Source organism: Chitinophaga arvensicola, assembly GCF_900110835.1.
GTDB lineage: Bacteria > Bacteroidota > Bacteroidia > Chitinophagales > Chitinophagaceae > Chitinophaga > Chitinophaga arvensicola.
The window spans coordinates 311,416-330,416 of the sequence record NZ_FOJG01000001.1 but is presented as its reverse complement, the minus strand read 5'-3'; the positions used below and the strand labels follow the sequence as shown (position 1 = coordinate 330,416).

The following is a 19,001-nucleotide window of genomic DNA, read 5'->3' as shown; positions in this document are numbered from 1 at the left end:
GCCGATAATTTATAACTTCGCAGCATGCATTACGTTACAGTAGAAGGGCTTACCAAATCTTTTGGGACCAAACCATTATTCAGAGATATTTCTTTTCACATCGAAGAAGGGGATAAAATAGCGCTGGTAGCGCTTAACGGAACAGGTAAATCCACCCTGCTCCGCATTTTGTGCGGAAAAGATGTGCCTGACAGCGGTAAAGTCTGGATTCATAAAGATGTAACGGTAGTGATGCTGGAGCAGCAGGCGGACTTTGACCTGTCAAAAACCGTGATTGAAAACATCTTTAATCACAATAACCCTGTTCTGAACGCGATCAAGGAGTATGAATTACTAACCGAAGAAGGACATGAGCCTGATTTGGATAAGTTGACAGACGCCATCGCCAAAATGGACGAACTAAATGCATGGCATTTCGATACTAAAGTGAAACAAATATTAGGAAAACTTAATATACATAATCTGGATCAGCCGGTTGGTTCTTTATCCGGGGGCCAACAGAAAAGAGTGGCACTGGCCAAAGTACTGATCGAAATCGGCTTTGAACATAAACATGTGTTGCTGATCATGGATGAGCCCACCAACCATCTCGACGTATCCATGATCGAATGGCTGGAAAATTACCTGGACCAGGAAAGAGTAACACTTTTACTGGTTACCCACGATCGATACTTCCTCGACAGCGTTTGTAATGAAGTAATGGAGCTGGACCAGGAACAGCTGTTTATTTATAAAGGCGACTACGAAAATTACCTGGAGAAGAAAGCAGCCAGGGAAGAGAGTGAAAAATCCAGTGTAGATAAAGCCCGTAACCTTTACAGGAAAGAACTGGAATGGATGCGTAAGCAGCCCAAAGCCCGTACTACCAAATCTAAATCCAGGCAAGACGCCTTCTATGAAGTAAAGGAGAAAGCCAGTACCCGTGTAGCTGAGCAACAACTGGAGCTGAACGTGAAAATGACCCGCCTGGGTGGAAAGATTCTCGAATTAAAAAAAGTATATAAATCTTTCGGCGACCTGAAAATCCTGAAAGGAATGGATTATACCTTCAAAAAAGGAGAACGTGTTGGAATTGTAGGAAAAAATGGAGTTGGTAAATCCACATTTCTCAATATGTTATTAGGCTCCGAACAACCTGATTCCGGAAAGATCAATGTCGGTGAAACCATCGTTTTTGGTAACTATTCCCAAACGGGCCTGGTGGTAAAAGAAGATATGCGGGTGATTGAGTTTGTGAAAAATATCGCAGAGAATTTTCCGCTGGCAGATGGCACTAAAGTAAGTGCTGCACAATTCCTGGAATTGTTTCTCTTTCCCGCTGAAAAGCAATATACCTATATTTCAAAATTGAGCGGTGGTGAAAAAAGAAGATTACACCTGCTGTCTATCCTGTTCCGTAATCCCAACTTCCTCGTACTGGATGAACCTACCAACGACCTGGATCTGCCAACACTTAGTATACTGGAAAGCTTTTTACAGGACTTCCAGGGCTGCGTTATCATTGTAAGCCATGACCGCTATTTCATGGACAAACTGGTAGAACACCTGTTTGTTTTTGAAGGCGATGGCGAAATTCGTGACTACCCAGGTAATTATACCCAGTATAGGGAATGGCAAAAAGAAGAAGATAAAAAGAAAAGCGCTACTCCCAAAAAGGAAATTGCGCCAGAACCTGTTGTGACAGTAGCAGTGCCCGCAGCTGAAAATAAAGGCAAGAAAATGTCTTTTAAAGAGAAACGCGAGCTCGAGTTATTGGAGAAAGAGATAGAGAAACTGGAAACAGAAAAGAAAAATATTGAAGCCTCTTTGTCAAGTGGAGAACTGGCTTTTGATAAGATGGAGCCAATGACACACCGGATTGGTGAAATAATTGAGTTGCTGGATGAAAAGGGGATGCGGTGGCTGGAACTAAGTGAATTGAGTTGATCCATGTCCGATGACATAAAAGAATGTCTATAAACATCCCTGATAACTATAATCTATATCCAGATGACACTAGCGACGTTAAAGAAAATTCTAAGAGCGATTAACTATAAGACTGTTTACTTCAATTTTAAACATTTTCCGTTCAAAGACGCTATTAAATTTCCAGTTCTGTTATCCAATAGGGTAGTGATATCCAAAAACATTGGCAAAGTAATCATTACGGGGCCTTTAAAAACAGGGATTGTTAAAATTGGTTTTGGAGATGTGGGTATTTTTGATAAAAAATTATCAAGAACCATCCTCAAACTATCAGGTACTATTTTCTTTAAAGGGTCTGCAAATATAGGACATGGGTCTAAGGTAGTAGTAGGAAAAGATGCGGAACTTATTCTTGGCAGGAACTTTATATTAACTGCTGAAAGTGCGCTAGTGGTTACTAAAAAAGTGGAGATAGGAGATGATAGTCTTTTGTCATGGGATATCCTTATCATGGACTCAGACTTGCATCAAATAAAAGATAAAAATGGTGTTGTAATCAATAAAGCCGCAGAAGTAAAAATCGGAAATAAAGTATGGATCGGTTGCCGAACCGTGATATTGAAGGGCGCAAGTATCCCGGACAACTCAATTATAGCTGCAAATTCATTAATAGCCAGGTCACTGGAGGGAGAGTATAATATTTTTGGTGGAAACCCTGTAGGGGTCTTGAAAAGTGATGTTACCTGGGAGCCCTGAAATATTATTTGCAAAACGATTGTAATGGGAAGTATTTCAATGGGGTATTACACTTTTTAAGTGTTGCTTGTTCCACTGAGGAGGAGTAAGGAGTATACACATGCATTGCCCGGCTGTACGTTATCTGGTTTGTAATGCTGGCAGATGCAGCTGTTTCCAGAGGTATGGCTAACATGCCTCTGGAAACATATAAACAAAAAGAGATTTTTCTTTTTATAGTTGAAGCGGAGCCATAAGTACAAAGATGGTTTCAATTGATAAGATACAAAAAAAATATCCGCAGATAATCTATCTGCGGATATCAGGTGGTAGCCTCGTCAAGAATCGAACTTGAATCTGGAGCTTCGGAAACTCTTATACTATCCATTGTACTACGAGGCCATAAAACTGGCGCAAATCTACATTTTCTAATGTACAATCCCAAATCACATTACAGATTGATATTACTTTTAAAGATTTTTACCGCAATAGCCAGCAGGATCACCCCGAAAAATTTACGCAATACCATCAGTCCGGCCTTACCCAGTACACGTTCTATGAAATTTAAGCAGCGTAATACCGTGTATATGATGGCCAGGTTCAAACAGATGCCCGCCAGGATGTTATACTCCCCAAAGTTGGCCTTGAGCGACATAATCGTGGTCAGTGTACCCGAACCGGCTATCAGGGGAAAGGCGATAGGTACGATACTACCTGCCTTGGCGTCCTGGTCTGTCTTGAAAAACTCCAATCCCAGGATCATTTCCAGCCCGATCACAAAAATAACAATGGAACCCGCTACTGCAAAGGAATGGACATCTACACTCAAGAGTTTCAGAAAGGGCTCACCCACCAGCAGGAACAGGATCATCAGGAAACCCGATGCCAGGGTGGCTTTGCCGGCATCTATATGCCCCAGCTTTTCTTTCAGTGAAACCAATACCGGTATAGAACCCACAATATCAATGACCGCAAACAAAGTGAAGGTAACTGCCAGAATTTGGTCGAAACTGAACATGAATGCTTTTTTTGTGTAAATATAGGGAGATTGCTACCTATATTTGTTACAAGTACTACTTATATGACAGAGGATATCATCATACAAATCAGCAACAAGATCAAGGAAAAAAGAAAGGGAAAAGGGATTACCATCCAGGAACTGGCAGACAGGGCGCAGGTGAGTAAAGGGCTGATATCCCAGATAGAAAACAACAGAACCGTACCTTCCCTGCTGGTATTGATCAATATCATCAAAGCCCTGCAGCTGGATATGAACGAGTTCTTTAATGAAATTGATCAGCAAACCCAGAGCGCCAAGGTGATCATTAAACAAAAAGCCTCCTACCAGGAGTTTGAAAAAGAACCCACCAAAGGCTTTATATATAAAAGAGTACTTACCAGGAATGTAAAGAACCTTCCCGTAGATATCGTACTATTGGAACTGAAGAAAGGAGCCCACCGCTCCCAGACCGTGAAAACAGACGCTTACGAATATAAATATATCATCAAAGGCACCGTAGAATACCTCATCGACGGCGAAAAATATATTCTCGAAGAAGGCGATTCCCTCTTCTTCGACGGCCGCCTCGGACACAAACCCAGTAACATCGGCGCCGACAATGCGCAAATCCTCGTCGTCTATTTCTTCATGGACAACGATAAATAGGGTATATACAAATACTTAACATTAAATTTAGTATAGGTTAACATTCCGGTCACATAGGAACTCAACCTTTGCATGTAAATAATTACCCAAACCTACATTTACATGCAATCAAATCTACTTCGGGCGCTCAAAAGGCAGTCATGCGCCACCCTATTGCTGCTACTGATAGCTATATCTGTACATGCCCAGCTGGCGATTACAGGAAAAGTTATCGCCGCCGACGACCATCAGCCAGTCATCGGCGCCACTGTCAAAGTAAAAGGCGCTAATCGCGGTGCCGTCACAGATGCCACCGGAAGCTTCACCCTTTCTGCCGCAGGCACTGATATCCTCCAGGTAAGTTTTATTGGCTTTCTCCCGGCAACATATGCCCTGAATGGCGCTACAGATCTGGTGATCAATCTGCAACCTGATAAAAAAGCGCTCGATGAGGTGGTAGTAACGGCCCTGGGTATACGGAAAGAAGTAAAAAAAGTAGGCTACTCCGTACAGGAAGTAAAAGGCGCCGACCTTATCAAGGCGAGAGAACCCAATCCGGTAAACGGCCTGGTAGGTAAGGTGGCCGGCCTTACCGTTGGCGCGTCTGCGGAACTACTGTCTGCCCCGCTCGTATTACTCCGTGGTAATAATATCGGGTTGTATGTGGTAGATGGCGTACCTATTAACTCAGATACCTGGAATATCTCCCCGGATGATATCGAAAGCTATACCGTCCTGAAAGGTGTTACTGCTTCCGCGTTATACGGCTCCCGTGGCCTGAATGGCGCCATTATGATCACTACCAAAAAAGGAACAAAAGATAAGCGCGGCCTGTCCATTGATTTTAACTCCAGCACCATGTTCGAAAAAGGATTTAATGCCATCCCTAAAGTACAGGATGAGTATGGTCCCGGCGATCATGGTAAATATGCTTTTGTAGATGGTAAAGGTGGTGGAACAAACGATGGGGATTATGATGTATGGGGCCCTAAATTCGAAGGACAACTCATCCCTCAGTACGATAGCCCCGTAGACCCTGCCACCGGCAAACGCACCGGCACTCCGTGGATCGCACGCGGTAAAAATAACCTGCAGCGATTCCTGCAAACCGGTTTACTCAGCACTAACAATATTGCGGTATCCTCGCATACGGAAAAAGCCGATCTGCGCTTCTCCCTGTCGCATTCCTATCAGAAAGGAATTGTACCGAATACATCGCTGAATATCACCAACTTCAACATCTCCGCAGGCTATAATTTTAATTCCCGCCTGCGACTGGATGCATACATGAACTACAACCGCCAGTACTCCAACAATTTCCCGGATGTTACCTATGGTCCGAACAGTATCATCTACAATACCCTGATCTGGGCTGGTGCTGATTGGAGCATGGATGATATGCGCAATTACTGGCAACCAGGCAAAGAAGGTATTCAATCCATTTACGCCGAATACCAACGTTATCATAACCCCTGGTTCATGACTTACGAATGGTTACGCGGTCACTACAAGACAGATATCAACGGGTATGCAAAACTGAACTACAAGTTCAATGATAAACTGGAATTACTGGCACGTACACAGATCACCAGCTACGACCTGATGAGAAATGAAAAAGTGCCTTTTTCCGCACACCCTTATGGCCGTGAAGAAGGAAAGGGCGACTATCGCGAAGACAAGCGCTCTATGTTTGAAAACAACACCGACGTATTACTGTCTTATACCAACACTTTCGCCAATAAAATTGGTATCCACGCATCTGTGGGCGGAAATGCACGTTCCTTCCGCTATAACTCCAGCTATGTGTCTACCGGTTACCTGAATGCACCAGGATGGTATGGCTTTGGCAATTCGCGTGATCCGTTGTTCGCTACCAACTACTATGCACCGATGCTGGTATTGAGCGCATATGGTTATGTAGATATTGACCTTGGAAAGTATGCGACGATCTCCCTGACAGACCGTATCGATAAAGCATCCAACCTGCCCATTCAAAACAACGTATATTCCTATCCGTCTGTAGCTTTGAGTACCGTTGTATCAGATTATGTACAACTGCCCGAAGTGGTGTCTTTCCTGAAGCTGAGAGCATCTTACGCGAATGTGAAAGGAGGCTTTACACAGGCTACCATTGGCGCTACGCCGCTGGCTACGTACCCCCTGGGGTATGGATCGGAATATAAATCATCTTATGATGGTCCTATTTATAACACTTCTTTCTATAACGTGACGCCGGTTTATCAGAACCAGGCTGCCGCCTATATTTCTCAGACTATCGCTAATCCTGACCTGAAGCCTTTCGCCAGTAAAGTAGTGGAAACAGGGTTAGACATCCGGTTTTTAAAGAACAGGATCGGTATCGATGCAACTTACTTCACGAGCCAGAACGGTCCGCAGATCTATGATGTGATTATTCCGAGTGCTACCGGTTATGCACTGAACCGTATCAATGGTGTAAACACAAAGAAAACAGGTTACGAAGTATCACTCAACGGTTCACCTATCCGTAATCCAAATGGATTTAACTGGAATGTAACGGCCAACTGGTCTACTTTCCAGGAGAAGTATACCAAAATATATGATGGCGAAGATAAGCTGAATGCCTTTGTAGGCGTGGGCGACAGGGTGGATAAGATCTATGGTACTAAATTCGTGAGATCTGCCGACGGACAGATCATCAATGGCAGCGATGGCCGCCCGGTGATCAATCCTACACAACAATTCCTCGGTAATGCCAGTGCCGACTGGGTATGGGGTATCAATAATAATTTCAGCTACAAAGGGATCAGTCTCAGCTTCCAGTTTGACGGTCGCGTAGGTGGAAATATGATCGATTACATCCAGCAACAGACTTTCCGCGGCGGACGTAATATCCTGACCACCGAAGGTGCCATGGGAGAAGCCCGTTTCCAGGATTACAAAGGGGTGAAATCTTATCTCGGACAAGGTGTGGTAGTGAGCAACAACGTGCCTATACAGTATGACAATAATGGTAATGTAACCAACTACGACAAACTGCAATACGCACCTAATACTACTAAAACATTCCTGCAGGATTATATCAGTGTTTATTACAGAACCAATGAGGCGAACCTGATCAGCAAAACGTTTGCAAAACTGCGCGAAGTAACTATTGGTTATGCGCTGCCGCAAACCTTGCTGAGAGGCACTTTTATCAGATCTGCCAATATATCTTTTGTAGGCAGGAACCTGCTCTATTTTGCGAAGAATAAAGATGTGGATCTGGATCAGTATCCGGGTGCCGACCAGGGTTCATCAACACTGCAAACGCCTACTACCAAAAGATATGGCTTCAACATTAACCTGTCCTTCTGATCTGTTACTTATTAAACAATGTATTGTATGAAATCATTCAAAATATTTACCATCATAGCTTTAACAGGTGCTGTACTCAGCAGCTGCAATAAAAAGTATGATGATTATGCCGTCAACGAAAATAAGCCGTCACAAACGCCTCCCAGCCTGGTTTTAGGCGGTGTGCTGGCCGATATGAATGCAGATAAACCCTGGAGTAATGTAATGCGGTGGAACCAGTTCGATTGCTGTAACTATAACTACTACGGCGATCAGCGTTACGATTGGGGCGGAGCGGACCTGGCCAGTTATTACAGCCTGACTAATGTACAGAAGATGGAGCAGGAAGCAACCCGTTTGGGTGGACAGGCACTGAATCCTTACAATGCACTTGGCAAATTTTTCCGCGCATGGTTTTTTTATCGCATGACCAACCTGGTAGGGGATCTGCCGATGAAAGATGCGCTGCAGGGAAAGGCTAACCTGACGCCAGCTTATGATCAGCAGAAACAGGTATTTGTACAGATCCTGCAATGGCTGGAAGATGCCAACATACAGTTGGGTCAGCAGATCGCCAATCCTGATAAAAGTAATACAGCCGAAGGTCAGCTGTTGAAAGGAGATTTTTACTTTGGGAATGATCTCACTAAATGGCAGCGTGCAGTAAATACTTTCCGCTTACGTGTGCTCATCACACTGAGTAACAAAACTGCGGATGCAGATCTGAAAGTAGCACAGCAGTTTAAGGATATTGTTAGCAATCCTTCTAAATATCCGCTGATAGAGTCGATGGATCAGAATCTGCAATTTATTTATAACAATATCAATAAGTATCCATCTAACCCTGATAACCTTGGTTTTGATGCTACCCGGTATAATATGTCGGCTACATACCTGAATACCCTGGTATCGCTGAACGATCCGCGCGCTTATGTAACCGCAGAACCGGCCACTGAACAGTTAAATAAACTGCATAAAACACCCGCAGATATTACTGCTTATGTAGGTGCCGCCTCTGGGGAAAGCCTGGATAATATGTCGTCCAAAATGTCAAACGTGGATACGGCCGTATATTCCGTTCGCAGCCGTACCCGTTATTACAGCAGCTACGCGGCTGAACCCGGTCTGTTGCTAGGTTTCCCTGAACTGTGTTTCAACCTGGCCGAAGCGGCTAATCGTGGCTGGATCGACGGTAGCGCAGAAACCTGGTATAAAAAAGGCATCAAGGCGTCTCTCGGTTTTTATGGTATTCCCGCAGAATCGGCCGGATCGATCATAAAAACGTATGGTGGTAAACGTTATGAAATACCATTCGATTTTGAAAACAGCTATTACCAGCAGATAAGCGTAAAATATAAAGGTAACAATGCACAGGGACTGGCACAGATCCTGACGCAGAAGTATTTGGCCTTCTTTGAGAATTCCGGTTGGCAGGCTTATATCAACTGGAGAAGAACCAATATTCCTGCCTTTAGCACAGGTGCCGGTACCGGTAACAGCGGTATTATTCCAAAACGCTTCAAGTACCCGGATGCAGACCGGTCTTCCAATACCATCAACTGGACTGCTTCCCTGAAGAGCCAGTTTGGAGGTACTACCGATGATATCAATGCAGATATGTGGTTGCTGAAGTAAGCAACAAATAATAAAATGGCAGCCGGCCACGCCTGTTCTCTTCTCCGGAAGAGGCCAGGGGTGGCCGGTTCTTTATGTATACTTGTTTAATAATACTTAACATTAAGTTCAGCATTTGTTAACATTGCGTTTACATTGGATCCCCACCTTTGTCCCAAACCATTAGTTACGATGTTGAATATTCCCTGGATACAGAAGCGGTTGCAGCAGGCTAATCCCCTGGTTTTTTCATTATATGCCGCCCTGGTGGCTTTTGGTACTTACTCGTGTATGTATGCCTTCCGTAAGCCCTTTACGGCCGGCATTTTCGAAGGCGTTACTTTCCTTGGAATTGACTATAAGATCTGGCTGGTGATCACCCAAACGATCGGTTACGCTGCCAGTAAGTTCTATGGTATTCGGTTTATCTCAGAAATGAAAGGCAATAAGCGTGCACGGAGCATCATGTTCCTGATCCTGATTTCCTGGGTGGCATTGTTTGGCTTTGCATTGGTGCCGGCGCCTTATAATATTATCTTCCTTTTTGTAAATGGATTTCCGCTCGGTATGATCTGGGGGCTGGTATTCAGCTACCTTGAAGGCCGTCGCAGTACGGAGTTTATGGGCGCGGTGTTGTCTATCAGCTTTATCTTTTCTTCGGGTTTTGTAAAGTCTGTAGGAAAGATGACCGTGGTAAACTGGCACGTAACGGAGTACTGGATGCCCTTTGTCACCGGCCTGGTTTTTCTTGTACCGATGTTGATCTTCATTGGTTTACTGGAGCAGATTCCACCACCTACTGCCAAAGATGAGCAGTTGCGAACCCGCCGTGCACCTATGAATAAATCGGAAAGAAAGGCTTTCCTGCACAGCTTTTTACCCGGACTGATATTACTCATTGCCAGTTACGTATTGCTGACTGTTTTAAGGGATATGCGCGACAACTTTGCGGCAGATATCTGGAAAGATCTTGGGTATGGCGCACAGGCCGGCATCTTTACGCAAACAGAGATTCCCATCTCCCTGGCTATCATCGTCATCATGGGATTACTGGTATTTGTGAAGAATAATTTTCACGCTTTCATGCTGAACCATTTCATTGTGATCATGGGATTCCTGATGGCGCTGATCAGCACCTGGTTATTTAAAGAGCACCGGCTGGATCCGGTATGGTGGATGACTTTAACCGGCCTTGGACTATATATGGGTTACATCCCGTTCAACTGTATTTTCTTTGAACGATTGATTGCTGTATTTAAATACGTGAGCAATGTTGGGTTTGTGATTTACCTGGCAGATTCGTTCGGGTATCTTGGCAGTGTGATGGTGATGCTGTTCAAGAATTTCAGCGGCATGACGCTGTCGTGGAGCCAGTTCTTTATGAATGCAGTATTCAGTGTATCCGCTACCGGTATAGTGATGATGGTGATATCTGCGGTGTATTTTAAAAAAAGATATGAATCAGTGAACAGTAAAAGTGTTGGAGAAGTACAGCTGGTTGCCTGATAGATTCCGGGCATAAAAAAGGCAAATCGTTCATGCTATATGAGCGATTTGCCTTTTGTTTTTTATACGAGGAATTTAGTTAGCTTTTTGCGTCAGCATCAGCACTTGTTCCTTTCTTTGTTGGTTCATCTTTGGCATCTTTAAATTCACGAATGCCGCTACCCAAACCACGCATCAGCTCAGGTATCTTCTTACCACCAAACAATAACAGTACTACTAATGCTATCAGCAGCAATTCTTTGATACCTATTTCCTGCAAAAACAAAAGCGGGATATTCAGAAAAGATGTTGTCATTATAACAGATTTTATTGTGTTCTTTTATATACGGTATATGCAAACATAAAGTTAGCACGAATTACCAGTTTTTTTGTTTTTTAGCAAGATATTTAGAAATTTTAACATAACTACTTTGAAGGCAATTACTTACAGATTAGAAAATATCACTTTTATTTCGCCGTTTTCTTCCTGTAAATGAGAGATATGACCATAATTCACCGAAATATCGAACGCATCCACGAGAGGAGTATCGGTCACATGCGCCAAAATACAGCGGATCACTCCGCCATGAGTCACTAATACGGTATCCTTCTGGCTGGCGATTACTTCTTCCAGTAATGAAATGCTCCGGTTATAGAGCTCTTCATAGCTTTCTCCACCAGGAATATGCTCAAACACCACGTTATCCGCCCATTTGCTCAGGGCATTTTTACTGATGCTATCCCAGGGCAGCATTTCCCATTTACCGAAGTTCATTTCCTTCAACCGGTCGTCTGTGGTGTATGCAGCGCCATATAAGGCGGCTGCCAGCTTTTCGCAGCGTTGCAGGGGACTGGTGATCACCTGTACAGGTTGAGTCGGGAGAAGGGGCTTTAAACGGGCCACCTCTGTATCGAAACCCTCGGCCACATCCACATCGGATGCGCCATAACAAATACCACTTTCTATGGCCGGTGTAGTATGCCGGATCAGATATATTTCCATGTGAGAATACAAAAGCATAAATAAATAACCGTTTCCGAAATCTGCTGCACAGCACCCAGGCAATCGCCGGTATAGCCGCCTATCCATTTCTGCATCAGTCGCACCATATACCAGCGGGCCAGCAGCAACGCGGGGATGGTGAGCAGTAACGTGTAGTTGTGCAGGAAAATCATCACGGCAATAAAGGGTATACAACCACTGATCGCAGCAATTCCCAGGTCACGTAAACTAATACCCTGGGCAATGGGCTTTGCTTTGCTGTCCTCGTTTTCACGCACATAGCTGTGTGTATACACCACCGTTACTGCTACAAAACGGCTCAGCGGCTGAGCGCTGATAATTGCCAGCATTACTTTGTATAAGGCCAGTTCCCGGAGCGACAGAAATTTCAGGGTCATGATCAACAACAATCCCAGCATCCCGTAAGTGCCGATACGGCTGTCTTTCATGATATCCAGGATCTTTTCTTTGGTCCATCCGCCACCAAAGCCATCACACATATCCGCAAATCCATCTTCATGGAAGGCGCCGGTTACCCATACGCCGGTAATGATGGCCAGCAGGATCGTTACCATCGGAGGTGCAATTTCCCCGAGTATATACAGCACGCCTATCATGATACCTCCTGTTATCCATCCCACTAAAGGAAGAAAACGGGTGGCTTTATTCAGCATCTCCGGAGAGTAGGGCGTACTAACGGGGACGGGCAAACGCGTATAAAACATGATAGCGGTGAGCAATAGCTGCCACTGTTTCCTCATATCGTACGATTTGATACCTGTGCACTGTTGAAGCTGGCCATTTCTTCCAGGAATGCCACCGCACTCTGAATAAGCGGAATGGCCAATGCCGCGCCGGTTCCTTCTCCGAGGCGCATATCTATCTGTAATAATGGTGTTACACCGAGGTGCTCCAGCATGGCTTTATGTCCCTTTTCTTCGGAGCAATGTGCAAATACACAGTAATCCTTTACCGCTGGTTGCATGTTTACCGCAGCGAGTAAGGCCGCCGTCACAATGAATCCATCAATCACAATAAGCATCTGCAGTGCAGCCGCCTGTTGTATAGCGCCGCAGATCATGGCGATCTCGAAACCACCAAACGTAGCCAGTGCCTGCTCCGGTGATGCCGGTGATGCATGTTTGGCTACCACCTGCTGCAGGATAGCTTGTTTCTGTACCAGTTGCTGTGCATTACTGCCCGTGCCCGCGCCGGTACATTCTGCCACTGGAAGCCGGGTAAAATGGCTCATCAGCAGCGCGGCTGCGGAAGTATTGCCAATTCCCATTTCCCCGAAGCCGATCACATTACAGCCGTTTTCATGCAGCAGTTTTACTTCCTCTGCGCCTGCCTGCATCGCCAGTTTGCACTGATCCAGCGACATAGCCGGCATATGCAGGAAGTTCTGCGTTCCCATGCCCATCTTCCGGTCTTTCAACAACGGATGTGGCGCAAAATCATGGTTCACACCGGCATCTACTACCGTCAGCTGTAGCTGATGCTGCCGGCAAAATACATTGATAGCTGCGCCACCCTGTAGAAAATTATACACCATCTGCGCGGTTACTGCCTGCGGGAAAGGATTTACCAATCCGTCGGCAGCAATGCCATGGTCACCCGCAAACACAATGATAGCGGGTTTGCTGACTGTTGGTGTAAGGGTATTTTGTACCAAACCTGCCTGAAGGGCTACTGCTTCCAGCCGGCCCAATGATCCTGGTGGCTTGGTTTTCTGGTCTATCTTGTCCTGTAAGGCCGTTCTCAGTGCTGTTGACAGCGGTGTGATCGTGAAATTGCTCGTCATGAGGGAATAGTTTTTACGCGTCCTTTTTTATTACAACCGGGATGCCAGATACCATTAATGTAACGGTACCGGCTATACGTGCAATGTATTGGTTTACCCAGCCCTGCAGATCTGTAAACTTGCGTCCTGCTTCTGTTTCGGCGTGTACACCCATACCTATTTCGTTGGTGACCAATATAAAGGTCCCCGCCTTCTGATGCAGGGTGTCTATTTCTGCCTGAATTGCCTGCAGGGTATTGTTCGTATGATATTGATGTGCTTCAAAGAAATTCGTCAGCCACAAGGTAACACAATCGATGACAACGGTACGGTTATCCAGCGGGAGCTGGCTTACGTGTAGTTCGGTTTCATAGTTCACCCATACCGGGCCTCTTTCACTTTTGTGGCGTTGTATGCGCTCCGCAAAATCGGTATCCCATACTCTGGCGGTGGCCACATATACGGGTTGTGCACTTTGCGATAACGCCCATTCCTGCGCATACCTGCTTTTGCCCGAGCGGGCCCCACCTGTAATTAAATGAAGCATAAAAAAGCTTTTAACGCTTAGCTTTCAGCACTTAGCATAAACGCGGTACGAGTGACTGAAAGCTAAGTGCCAAAAGCTGTTGACTTAGTTAAACAACGGCATGGCCGGGAAGAAGAAGCCGGTGAAATTCACTGTTTTCTTCAGACTGCCATTACCTGCATCATAAATATACAGGGCATTGTCTTTATAGTTATCACCGTAGCCGGATTTTACATCTGTTACTACGATGGTATTGTTATTAGGATTGTATCTCACGCCTGCAGCATACATTTCGCGGCCGGCCGGAATAGTAGCAAATGGTGTTTGCAGGGAAGCTGCATTACCCACCGCATATTTATATACTTCTCTTCCTTCTTCGCCCCAGCTATTGGTTTTACCAATAAACACCGCATTTTCACTGGTAGAAGCGGTCAGTTTGCCTGCGTTCCAATAGCCCCAGGTGCCATACACTGCGAAAGGCATGGACACGGTATCAATTTTCAGGGTGTTGGCATTGATGGCAAACAGCATGTTATCGCGTGCTGCCCAAACGGTACCGTCTGTGGTACGGGTAAAGCCTACATCCGCCAGTCCCAGTACTTTTGCTACACTGAAGTCAGTTTTGTTCAATGCAACGATACCCTGTGATTGGGACATCACCAGCACATACCCTTCTGCTGCAATCATGCCGCCTACTTCACCGGTTACTCCTGCTATTTTGCTACCCAAAGCCAATGTCTGCAGATTTACCGGGTACACACCATCAGTAGTAGATACCAGGCCGGTATTGGTATTCACCGCACAAAAGGCATTGCCGGTAGCGGGAAGTTGATTGATACGTCCGGTTTCTTTCAATGTACCGGCATCAGCTACCACAAAGGCGCCCTCTTTGGATACCAGGTACATTTTATTGTTGTAGATGGCGCCAAATTGGGTGGTTTTACCCAGGGTTTGTCCGGGATTGGTACGCTTAAATACATACTGGTAAACGGAATCCTCTCCATTACGGTAGAAGTTTACATCGCCTGGTTCATGGTTGAACCAGCCTTCATTTACCAGGAAGAAACCATTTTCAAACTTACCCAGTACCTTGATGCGGTAGTAATAAGTGGCCAGCGAATTGCCGGAAATAATTTTATAGGAAATGGTGTAATCACCTCTTTCTTTGGCGGTGAAGGTATAGGTAGAATCGGTGCTTACTTTTACGCCATTTACCAGCCAGAGAAACTCAGGGTTCTTAACTTCTGCCAGTTGGGGGCTTAATACCCGGGTGTCGCCGATATAAATAGTGTCCTGACCATTCTTTAAACCCGGATTTACAATCTGTGGTACAACGATTTCGGCCTGGTTATCTTTAGAACAGGAGGCTAATCCCGCAATAGCGAATACTGCTACAATAAAGGAAAGTTGAAATTTGCGTGAAATGCTGCGCATGTGTCGTGATTTATTTTCGTATGTCTTGTTTTCGTATGGGTACTGCCGTGAGTAACCGTTTGCAAGGGTGCTGTACAGAGGTGCTATGCGGGAGAGGGGAAATGATATCCCCTATAATAATTTAGAGATTTAGCGTCAGGCAAATGTGTGCATCTGCCCAAGCGCCAAATCTCTAAAAGCTATAAAAATATTATTGAGCAAAACGCATTCTGCGTTTTACCAGTTCAAAGCTGCCAAAGAAAATGCTGCAATAGATGACGTTACCTACCAGGACATACCACATGTAAGGAATAGCCTGTACATAGCAACTGATCAGACCTGCTGCATCTTTCGTGTAAGGTAAACCGGTGAGCATGTTGGTAGAACCGCTGATCCACACACCGAAGTTGGATACCAGGAAATGAAGGAGTGCCGCGCCTACAGATCCCATCAGGATATTGGCCACACTCGCTTTCTTGATTAAAAGCTGACCCAGTAACACGATCAGTACAAAGCTGGCATAGTTCCATACCCAGCCTCTGTATAATAAACCTTCCGCATATTGTCTGTGGAATACCTGCATCAGGATAACATCACTGATAAACAGGGTTAATAAAGGGAAAGCATATGATTTCCACTTCTGGGAAAAAGATGCGCCACCGAATAAAGCCATTGCACCCACTGGCGTGAACATAGCAATAGGTTGCATATTCGCATCAGCTCCCAACACGACGCGTATTATACCTGCTGCGACAATGAAAAGCAGCAATACACCAAATCGCGGATCAAGATTCTTTAAAGACATTATGTTGGTTTTAATGTTTACAAATTAAATATAACACCGGTGTTGAAATTGAACCGGCGTGAATTATATCCCAAAATATCAAAATATTGATAATCTGTAATGTTTCTGAAACCGGCGAAAATTTTGAGCAAGTTACCAAATTTATATTCACCGTATAAATCCAGGGTATAATAATCGCCCATGGGCTTCGCCTGCTCAAACCGCTGACCCACATATTTGCCGGTTACAGATACAAATAATGCCGGGGTAGCCTGGTAGCCTAAAGTTGCATTCACAGCGTGTTTAGGTACTCTATACAGATTGTAGTAGGACGAATCTTTACCATTTTGAGGTACTGTCAGCTGTCCATCGGTATAGGTATAGTTGGCGGTTAGCCGGAGGGTGTTGGTCAGCCTCCAGGAACCTTCCACTTCCACGCCATAAGCCTGTTGCTTATTGGCATTCCGGAACTGGCCCAGGTAGGTAACAGGATCACTATAAAAAATGATCAGGTCATGGGTATTTCGGGCAAACCCGGTTACCCGGACGTCTACCCGTTCATGGGCCAACGTAGCCTGATAGCCGGCTTCATAACTGATTGTACTCTCCGGCTTCAGGTCCCGGTTGCCGTATCCGGCGGGATATAGCTGCGACAGGCTCGGTACCATGTAGGCGGAAGAAATATTCACAAATACCTTGTGATTCGGATTAATCAGGTAGGAAGGGTTGAAGGAAAACGTTTGGTTGTTACCATAAAGGCTATGGTAGTTCAACCGGCCACCCAGTTCCATATTGAAGCCTCCCAGGTTGTGCAGCAGCAAAGACGCGTACACGCTGGTCTGGTTGGTATGTGCACTGTCAGGCGAGAGGAAAGTGGTATATATATCAGGACCCGATAAGCCCTGCAGGTAGTCTTTTTGATCTGTATTCGAGGTGGTAAAGGCCGCACCGCCGATCAGCCGGATGTTGTTGCTCGCTTCCCAGTTTACATAGCTCTCCACCTGGTGCGTGTTGGAGCTGAAAAGAGAACTATCGTAGCGGGCATAGTAGTTTCCGCCCACACCCAGGTAGCCGGAGTCGTTCACAATATCCCGCTTGTTGCGCTGGTAACTATACAACACATGCCAGGAGCCTTTTTTAAACTTGTACTCACTGCTGAAGGCGTTGAGCAGGTATTTTGATTTGCCGGTATAATCCCGGTCGTCTACATAACCGCCCTCGTCGAGATCCTGGTGGATATTGCTCCAGTTGAACAGGTACCCGAAGTTCCAGCGTTTACCGGCGGTGAGCCCCAGTTTAGCGAAGATGGTGTTCTGCCGGAAACCATCCCTGTCGAAATCTTTTGTCTGATTACGGCTGGAATCGTAGGCATCCGAGAAGCCACGGGCTTTTTCACGCTGGTAATTCACCAGGTAGGAGAAGCGTTGGATATTGCCGTGTATATTCACATTCCCCTGGAAGTCGCGGTAGCTGCCATAACTGGCGTTGGCGCCGATCCCGAATTTTTTGTCGCTGTTTTTACGGGTAATGATATTGATTACACCAGCTACGGCATTGGAGCCATAGAGGGTCGACTGGCTGCCACGGAGTATTTCAATTCGTTCTACCAGGTCGGGCGTTATAAAGTTCAGGTTAAACGTATTATTAATCTGGGAGGCGTCGTTGACGGGAAGCCCGTCTATCAGGATCAGGGTGTTGCCACTGGAAGCGCCCCGCATGTATACATTGGGAACAGTGCCACGGTTGTTTTCTGCGCCGTTGATCACAAGCCCGGTTTGCTGGTTGAGAATACTGGCAATGCTCTTTCCGCTGTTCTGTTGCAGGTATTCATGCGACAGGATAGTAACTACCTTACCGGTTTCGCTGGCTTTCTGGGGGCCTTTGGTGGCGGTCACGGTAATTTCGTTGAGCTGGCTGATGTGGCTGGTATCCTGCGCAATGGCAGTGGAATACAAAGCCGCTGATAATAAAAGTGTAGTGTATAGTTTCGGTTGCATCCTGGAATATGATTGTGGTTCCGTCAAAAAAAATGCAGCGGAGACAAAGGTTTGGGTTACTTTATCTCCGCTGCATTTCTAAAAAAGTTAAGCTGGTATAGCTTATCCCGGCATGCGGGAAATATATTTATCCATTTCTTTGATCTGGCTTACAATCTGCGCAGTAGTAGGCTTTTGCGCCTTTGCCCGGCGGAAATATTCCTTGGCAGATTTGAAGTCGCGGCGGCTCATGGCAATGGAAGCAAGGGTTAACAGGGCGGCAGCCGTGTTTTCCTTGTCCGGTAAACCTTTACGCATCGCAATTTTGAGGTTCTGATCAGCCGTTTTCAGGTCATTTTTCTGATAGGCGATAGTACCCAGCTGGAAATACTGCATCCCCTCGTATTCCTTCATCGGGCTACCGGAGTTAATACTCTGGCGGATAGTGGATTCAGCTTTATCGAGGTCGTTGGAGTACATGGCCATATTGCTCTGCATAAAATAGTATACAGAACGGATTGGTTTGTACAGCAGTTTAGGGAACTTCACCTGGTTCATCAGGGCACTGGCCCTTTCAATATCACCGGCTTCCACGGCTTCCTGTACCATTCTCATGGGACCAAACATCACGTGTGTTACCAAACATACCAGTGCCAGCACCAGCACAATGGTAGCTTCCCACCAGCCTACAGTTAAGCCCAGTGCAATACCACCTGCTAACAACAGGATACCTATCGGGAGGCGATATAGAATAAAAAAATTAAATGCTTTCATGAAAAAACGGTTCGTAAATCACTAATAGAGGGTGCAAAGATAA

Annotated in this window: 16 protein-coding genes and 1 tRNA gene; 6 read left to right on the top strand and 11 right to left on the bottom strand. The window is 45.5% G+C overall.

The genetic code is table 11. The annotated features are described in order from the left end of the window. The first annotated feature begins 24 nt into the window (after positions 1–24). Entirely contained in the window at positions 25–1,926 is a 1,902-nt protein-coding gene (locus BMW79_RS01415; protein WP_089889565.1) for an ABC-F family ATP-binding cassette domain-containing protein, read from the top strand. Between the two features lie 63 nt (positions 1,927–1,989). Next, the gene (locus BMW79_RS01410; protein WP_089889563.1) at positions 1,990–2,661 is read left to right on the top strand and encodes an acyltransferase; all 672 of its coding nucleotides are present in this window, start codon (positions 1,990–1,992) and stop codon (positions 2,659–2,661) included. Between the two features lie 306 nt (positions 2,662–2,967). Here BMW79_RS01410 and BMW79_RS01405 read toward each other — a convergent pair. Both BMW79_RS01405 and BMW79_RS01400 read right to left on the bottom strand, forming a co-directional pair. Further along, a tRNA-Arg gene (locus tag BMW79_RS01405) sits at positions 2,968–3,042 on the bottom strand. Positions 3,043–3,091: 49 nt separating this feature from the next. Next, positions 3,092–3,658, bottom strand: coding sequence for a MarC family protein (locus BMW79_RS01400; RefSeq protein ID WP_089889560.1), 567 nt, complete (start codon positions 3,656–3,658; stop codon positions 3,092–3,094). A gap of 63 nt (positions 3,659–3,721) precedes the next feature. On the opposite strand from BMW79_RS01400, the gene BMW79_RS01395 reads away from it, so the two are divergent. The 4 genes from BMW79_RS01395 to BMW79_RS01380 all read left to right on the top strand — a co-directional run bounded on the left by BMW79_RS01395 (position 3,722) and on the right by BMW79_RS01380 (position 10,720). Then, entirely contained in the window at positions 3,722–4,306 is a 585-nt protein-coding gene (locus BMW79_RS01395; protein ID WP_089889557.1) for a helix-turn-helix domain-containing protein, read from the top strand. 102 nt (positions 4,307–4,408) lie between these two features. Further along, positions 4,409–7,621: a SusC/RagA family TonB-linked outer membrane protein gene (locus tag BMW79_RS01390; protein WP_089889554.1), complete on the top strand. Its 3,213-nt coding sequence runs from the start codon at positions 4,409–4,411 to the stop codon at positions 7,619–7,621. A 27-nt stretch (positions 7,622–7,648) separates the two neighbouring features. Beyond that, a complete protein-coding gene (locus tag BMW79_RS01385; RefSeq protein WP_089889552.1) occupies positions 7,649–9,235 on the top strand; it encodes a SusD/RagB family nutrient-binding outer membrane lipoprotein in 1,587 nt (528 codons plus the stop codon). 171 nt (positions 9,236–9,406) lie between these two features. Continuing rightward, positions 9,407–10,720 (top strand): DUF5690 family protein, encoded by a 1,314-nt coding sequence (locus tag BMW79_RS01380; RefSeq protein WP_089889549.1) that lies wholly within the window; start codon positions 9,407–9,409, stop codon positions 10,718–10,720. 79 nt (positions 10,721–10,799) lie between these two features. Here BMW79_RS01380 and tatA read toward each other — a convergent pair whose 3' ends face one another. The 9 genes from tatA to BMW79_RS01335 all read right to left on the bottom strand — a co-directional run bounded on the left by tatA (position 10,800) and on the right by BMW79_RS01335 (position 18,958). After that, complete coding sequence (tatA, locus tag BMW79_RS01375; RefSeq protein WP_089889546.1) at positions 10,800–11,015, bottom strand: twin-arginine translocase TatA/TatE family subunit; 216 nt, start codon at positions 11,013–11,015, stop codon at positions 10,800–10,802. A 129-nt stretch (positions 11,016–11,144) separates the two neighbouring features. Further along, positions 11,145–11,702, bottom strand: coding sequence for an alpha-ribazole phosphatase (gene cobC, locus BMW79_RS01370; protein WP_177192009.1), 558 nt, complete (start codon positions 11,700–11,702; stop codon positions 11,145–11,147). Further along, positions 11,687–12,463 carry an adenosylcobinamide-GDP ribazoletransferase gene (locus tag BMW79_RS01365; protein WP_089889541.1) on the bottom strand — a complete coding sequence of 259 codons (777 nt, stop codon included), beginning with the start codon at positions 12,461–12,463 and terminating at the stop codon, positions 11,687–11,689. Before BMW79_RS01365 ends, cobC begins: the two co-directional genes overlap by 16 nt. Further along, entirely contained in the window at positions 12,460–13,506 is a 1,047-nt protein-coding gene (cobT, locus tag BMW79_RS01360; protein WP_089889536.1) for a nicotinate-nucleotide--dimethylbenzimidazole phosphoribosyltransferase, read from the bottom strand. Before cobT ends, BMW79_RS01365 begins: the two co-directional genes overlap by 4 nt. 13 nt (positions 13,507–13,519) lie before the next feature. Further along, positions 13,520–14,032 carry a bifunctional adenosylcobinamide kinase/adenosylcobinamide-phosphate guanylyltransferase gene (cobU, locus tag BMW79_RS01355; protein ID WP_089889533.1) on the bottom strand — a complete coding sequence of 171 codons (513 nt, stop codon included), beginning with the start codon at positions 14,030–14,032 and terminating at the stop codon, positions 13,520–13,522. Between the two features lie 84 nt (positions 14,033–14,116). Beyond that, on the bottom strand, positions 14,117–15,445 hold the full coding sequence (locus BMW79_RS01350) for a DUF5074 domain-containing protein (RefSeq protein WP_089889530.1): 1,329 nt from the start codon (positions 15,443–15,445) through the stop codon (positions 14,117–14,119). Between the two features lie 190 nt (positions 15,446–15,635). Next, entirely contained in the window at positions 15,636–16,229 is a 594-nt protein-coding gene (locus BMW79_RS01345) for a DUF6580 family putative transport protein (protein ID WP_089889527.1), read from the bottom strand. Between the two features lie 17 nt (positions 16,230–16,246). Then, positions 16,247–18,205: a TonB-dependent receptor gene (locus BMW79_RS01340; RefSeq protein WP_089889524.1), complete on the bottom strand. Its 1,959-nt coding sequence runs from the start codon at positions 18,203–18,205 to the stop codon at positions 16,247–16,249. A gap of 102 nt (positions 18,206–18,307) precedes the next feature. After that, complete coding sequence (locus tag BMW79_RS01335; RefSeq protein WP_089889521.1) at positions 18,308–18,958, bottom strand: tetratricopeptide repeat protein; 651 nt, start codon at positions 18,956–18,958, stop codon at positions 18,308–18,310. Positions 18,959–19,001: the final 43 nt, after the last annotated feature.